Source organism: Xanthovirga aplysinae (assembly GCF_009711365.1).
GTDB classification, from domain to species: Bacteria; Bacteroidota; Bacteroidia; order Cytophagales; family Cyclobacteriaceae; genus Xanthovirga; species Xanthovirga aplysinae.
Genome location: NZ_SMMB01000950.1, coordinates 1 through 5746 on the forward strand (window position 1 = coordinate 1; position 5746 = coordinate 5746).

Sequence of the window (5746 nt, forward strand, 5' to 3'; positions counted from 1 at the left end):
CTTGTTGTTTCTTTTAAAAGAAACAACAAGAAAAGTGCTATACCAATATAAATAATCGTTTGGACACTTATCTTGGATCAAGGTTAAATTATTGTAAAATCTTACCTATTGGAAATAAAATATTTAATTAATACAACTAGGCTTAGTTTTGAAAAATTGGACATCTAAAAAGTCGATTTGATAATTGAAAATCAACCCACTCCTCCCACTTCCAACCAGGTCAAGAAAGAGGAACTCCTAGATAAATAAATTCTTTATTACTAGATTGGTGGGATCAATAGATTGATTCATTAATAGAAAATAAAAAGAACAAATAGCAGGCAAAGCCTCCTAAAATCATTTTAACCCAACTGAATAATGGAAGATAAACAAGAAAAGGTTGCACCAGACTTTACTCCTAATTTTTTCAACTAAAATGTTCATATTTTCCTAATGATTCAAACGACAATATTCATTCTAAAAACTTACAGGAAACCTTCTCCCGAGAAAAAATCTTTTTTTTCTTCTATAGGTAAATTTTGATTATGAAAGAATTATTTTTGACAAAAAACTTATAAGGATGAAGATTTTTGCAATAGGAAGAAACTACGTTGAGCATATTGAGGAGCTTGAAAATGAAAGACCAGATGAACCGGTGATTTTTTTAAAGCCGGACACTGCCATCTTAAAGAATAATGAACCCTTTTACTACCCCGAGTTCAGTAACAATATTCACTTTGAAGTGGAATTGCTACTAAAAGTCTGCAAAGAAGGAAAAAACATTGAAGAGAAATTCGCCAATAAGTACTACGACGAAATTGGAATTGGCATAGATTTTACTGCAAGGGATTTACAGTCAAAATTAAAAGCAAAAGGATTACCATGGGAAATTGCAAAAGGCTTTAATGGATCGGCTCCTATTTCCTCTTTCGTTCCAAAATCAAATTTTAAAAACCTTAATGACATAAATTTCTCCTTGCAAATAAATGGAGAAACCCGACAAGAGGGAAACACACGGCTGATGCTTTTTAATTTCGATTATATTATTTCCTATGTATCAAAGTTCTACACCCTAAAAAAAGGGGATATTGTTTTTACTGGAACTCCCAAAGGTGTAGGGCCAATTAAAATTGGAGAAAAACTATCTGCATATATAAACAATGAAAAATTCCTTGACTTTGAAATTAAATAAATGCTTACTTCCAATGGCTTTAATCCTGGGCAAATCCTTATTATTTGCCCAGAGTTTACCTGCAGATGACAACTACCAATTCCCCATTCGCCCAGGGAAACAAAATTTTTTAGCTGGAACAATGGGAGAAATCCGTTCCACACATATTCATGCAGGCTTAGACATTAAAACAGGCGGTCAGGAAGGTCTAGCGGTATTTGCAGCGCAAAAAGGATTCATCAGCCGAATTAAAATCTCCACAAAAGGCTATGGTAATGTCTTATATATGAAGCACCCTGATGGATCTACCACAGTTTATGCTCACCTACAAAAATTTATTCCTGAAATAAGAGATTGGGTACGGAAAAATCAATATGAAAAAAAGTCATTTGCCATTGAACTTTTTCCTTCTAAAGATAAATTTCAATACGAAAAAGGAGAATTAATAGCTTATTCCGGAAATTCTGGTTCTTCATCAGGTCCCCACCTTCATTTTGAAATTCGGGATAATCAACAAAAACCTTTAGACCCACTAAGTTTCAACTTTTCAGAAATTAAAGATAATATTCCGCCCAACATTATTAGGTTAGGAGTTAAACCCAAAAGCGCAAATGCTCGCATATTCGATCAACACCAAAATTATTACTTTTCTACTCAAAAAACCGGTAATGTTTTTAAGGTAAATGAGGTTGTTCCAGTTTATGGGGAAATAGCTTTGGAACTCCAAGGGTATGATCAACAAAATGGCTCCTACAATCGAAATGGCATACAATACATAGAAATGCAGTTGGATGGAGAAACTGTATTTTCACAGCATATAAAAAATTTCTCCTTCGCAGAATCCAGAAATGCCTTGGTCGTTTATGATTATGAAGAAAAGCAAAAAAATGGCAGGCAATTCACTAAATTATTTGTGGATAATGGAAATTCCCTCTCCTTTTACAGCAAAGTAAAAAATAAGGGCTTAATTGTCATAAAGGACACTTTAGAACATCAAGTAAGAATTTATTTAAGAGATTCCTATCAAAATGAAAGTATTGTAAAATTGAACATCATTGGGAAAATCCCCCCAAAAAAGGTTCCTAATTCTACAAAAAAGAAAAATAGTTTCTCCTGGAAAATAATAAAGAATTTCTTAAAAATAGAATCTCCTCTAAAGGTCGATCATCGGCCTGAAATAAAGGTTTATGCAAACAGAATAGGTTATGAAATAGCACCTATTTATACAGATTCTTTCAATGCCTGGTATTTGTGGGATCTAAAAAAAGGATTACCAGATTCCTTAAGCATTTATAAAGAACTACATGCTCTTAAACTCGCTGCTGTTATTCCCCCCAACCAAAAGTTTTCTTTTTTCAGTAAGCAACTAGACATACTATTTCCTTATCAATCTTTATTTGACACACTCTATCTTACGCATAATTACTTAAAAAAAGACTCCCAACACACTGATACACAAGAGATCTTTACAATAAACGATGAAAGCATTCCTTTAAGAAAATATATTAGTGTAACTTTAAGGCCCGAAAACGATTACAAAAAATTTAACACCGGGGTTTTCTCTATAGACGAGAAAAATCGTTATCATTTTGAAGGGGGGAAATGGAAAGAAAATGAAATCACCTTCCGAACCAGAAATTTGGGGAAATTCACCTTATTAACTGATAGCATTCCTCCAACTGTGAAACTAAGGGGAGTTTCAACCAATAAGGTAAGGATTACCATTGACGATCAACTTTCTGGAATAAGTGATTATAGAGTTCTTTTAAATGACCAGTGGGTACTTTTTCAATATGATCCAAAAAGAAAATTAATTTGGGCTGAAAAAGAAGATTTCAACGGTAGGCCCATCAATGGAAATTTAAAAGTTATCGTAAGCGATAAATTAGGTAATGAAACCATTTTTCAAACTAAACTATAGATTATGGCATTAACCATTGGCGACAAAGCTCCTGACTTTACAGCAAAAAATGAAAAAGGGGAAAGTATTAAACTCTCCGATTATTTAGGAAAAAAAGTAGTGCTTTACTTTTATCCTAAAGACAATACACCAGGTTGTACAGCACAGGCTTGTAACCTTCGGGATAATCATGAAGCTTTACAAAAATCTGGCTATGAGGTAATAGGTGTAAGCACAGATAGTGAGGCTGCACACCAGAAATTCATTGCAAAACATGATTTGCCTTTTACTCTTATTGCTGATACCGATAAAGCAGTTCATAACCTTTATAACACTTGGAGGGAAAAAAAGAATTATGGCCGTGTTTATATGGGAACGGTAAGAACAACGTTTTTAATCGATGAAGATGGAAAAATTGAAAATATAATCGAGAAAGTTAAAACTAAGGAGCACACAAACCAGATTTTATAAAAAGAGATAATTAAAGAAAACTAAGAATGGAAGCCGTCTGAATTTAGATTATCAGGATTATTTAATTTTGAATTGCAAGGAGACAATTAACTCCACAACATACTTTTTCTTATTCAGACTTCACAAATTACTTTGATGGTATTATAAAAATGACAATTTAAACCTTAAATAACTATTAAAAAAAGTAAGTCCGGCAATAATAAAGCATTCGTAATACTATTTATTGTATAATTCTTCTTTTTAAGCTTATTTTTGGACTTTTATTTCGAAATCGCTTCGAAAAGTTAACACTATCACAAATATGACAATGATTGAGACAAGCACACAGGGGAAAACAGAAGACATCAGCATTCCAAAACTGGAAAAAATTGCCTCTCAAGTAAGAAGGGATATTTTGAGAATGGTTCATGGAGCGAAATCAGGACACCCTGGAGGATCTTTAGGCTGTGCCGATTTTATGACTGCTCTTTACTTTAAAATCATGGATCAAAGTAAGGATTTCAAAATGGAAGGCAAGGGAGAAGATATGTTCTTTTTGTCAAATGGTCACATTTCTCCATTATGGTACAGTGTTTTGGCACATGCCGGATACTTTGATGTATCGGAACTTTCCTCTTTTAGAAAAATTAATTCAAGATTGCAAGGCCACCCAGCTACCGAGGAAGGGCTGCCAGGAATTAGAGTAGCTTCGGGATCTTTAGGCCAAGGTCTTTCTGTAGCTGTTGGTGCTGCACAAATGAAAAAACTCAATCAGGATGATCACAAGGTATTTGTTTTGATGGGTGATGGTGAAATTCAAGAGGGACAGGTATGGGAAGCAGCCATTTATGCTGCTCACCACAAAGTTGACAATCTAATTGCCAGCATTGATTATAATGGCCAACAAATTGACGGTCCTGTTGAAGAAGTAATGTCATTAGCTGATTTGAAGGCAAAATGGGAAGCATTTGGTTGGATAGTCATTGAAAGTAATGGAAATGACATGAATGATATAGTAGAGAAATTAGAGCATGCTAAAAGCCTCACTGGCCAGGGCAAACCTATAATGAACCTAATGCGTACTGAAATGGGTTATGGAGTTGACTTTATGTGCGGCACGCATAAATGGCATGGCGCTGCGCCAAGTGATGAACAATTAGAAGCTGCTTTAAGTCAACTAGAAGAAACTTTGGGTGACTATTAACCGGACTATAATCCTTGGTAAGGACGGGCATTTCAATTAGTTTATTACTTTCTTTTGCCCTTTTTGGGGTAACAAAACTAACTTTTGCCCAATCTCAAACAGATATTCCTGAAAAAGCAAGAATATTATTCCTTTTGGATGGTTCCGGCAGTATGCAAGCACGGCTGGAGGATGAAACCCGGATAAATGTTGCGAAAAAGTTACTTTCCGATCTGGTAGATTCCCTGAAAGTTAATGAATATGTTGAATTAGCTCTACGTGTTTACGGCCATCAATTTAGCCGCAGGCTAAGAAACTGTGAAGACTCAAAACTGGAGGCGGCCTTCAATCGGAATAATCATGAAGTGATCATTCAGAAGCTGAAGGAAATTGAACCGAAAGGGACTACGCCAATTGCTTACTCTTTAGAGCAAGCTGCCGAAGATTTCCCAAAAGAGGGAAATGCAAGAAACATTGTGATTATTATTACCGACGGGAAAGAATCTTGTTTTGGTGACCCTTGTAGCATTTCAAAAGCCTTGCAAAAACAAGGGATTTTTCTTAAACCATTCATCATAGGAATAGGAATGGAAGAAGAATACAACCAAGAATTTGATTGTCTCGGTAAATTTTTCAACGCCCACAATATTCAATCTTTTAGAAGGGCTTTAAATACAGCTTTAAGGCAGGTTATTGAAAAAACCACCATTAGTATTGAATTATTGGATTTCAATAATCATCCTAAAGAGACGGATGTAAGCGTTACAATGTTGAATGCCGTTACTGACCTTCCGGTTTATAATTTTGTTCATTATTTGGACGAAAAAGGATATCCGGACTCAATTAAAGTGGATGGGGTACTCTCCTACGATGTCGGAATTAATACAATTCCTCCCGTATGGAAAAAAGATATTCATTTTGATGGCGGAAGGCATAATGTTTTAAGGATTCATGTTCCACAAGGAAAATTAAGTATTGAACAGAAAGCTTATACGGAATATAAAAAAGGTGTCAGAGCGTTGGTGAGAAAAACTCATCGGCCAGAAATAATAAATATTCAGGA

General features: G+C 34.8%; 5 protein-coding genes. All 5 read left to right on the forward strand.

The annotated features are described in order from the left end of the window. Nucleotides 1–559: 559 nt before the first annotated feature. Complete coding sequence (locus E1171_RS08800; RefSeq protein ID WP_155205638.1) at nucleotides 560–1171, forward strand: fumarylacetoacetate hydrolase family protein; 612 nt, start codon at nucleotides 560–562, stop codon at nucleotides 1169–1171. A 13-nt stretch (nucleotides 1172–1184) separates the two neighbouring features. After that, nucleotides 1185–3071, forward strand: coding sequence for a M23 family metallopeptidase (locus E1171_RS08805; protein WP_187696351.1), 1887 nt, complete (start codon nucleotides 1185–1187; stop codon nucleotides 3069–3071). Nucleotides 3072–3074: 3 nt separating this feature from the next. Continuing rightward, the gene (gene bcp, locus E1171_RS08810) at nucleotides 3075–3521 is read left to right on the forward strand and encodes a thioredoxin-dependent thiol peroxidase (protein WP_155205640.1); all 447 of its coding nucleotides are present in this window, start codon (nucleotides 3075–3077) and stop codon (nucleotides 3519–3521) included. Nucleotides 3522–3828: 307 nt separating this feature from the next. Continuing rightward, entirely contained in the window at nucleotides 3829–4704 is an 876-nt protein-coding gene (locus E1171_RS08815) for a transketolase (protein ID WP_155205641.1), read from the forward strand. Nucleotides 4705–4718: 14 nt separating this feature from the next. Continuing rightward, a partial coding sequence (locus E1171_RS08820) for a vWA domain-containing protein (protein ID WP_155205642.1) occupies nucleotides 4719–5746 on the forward strand: 1028 nt, incomplete at its 3' end.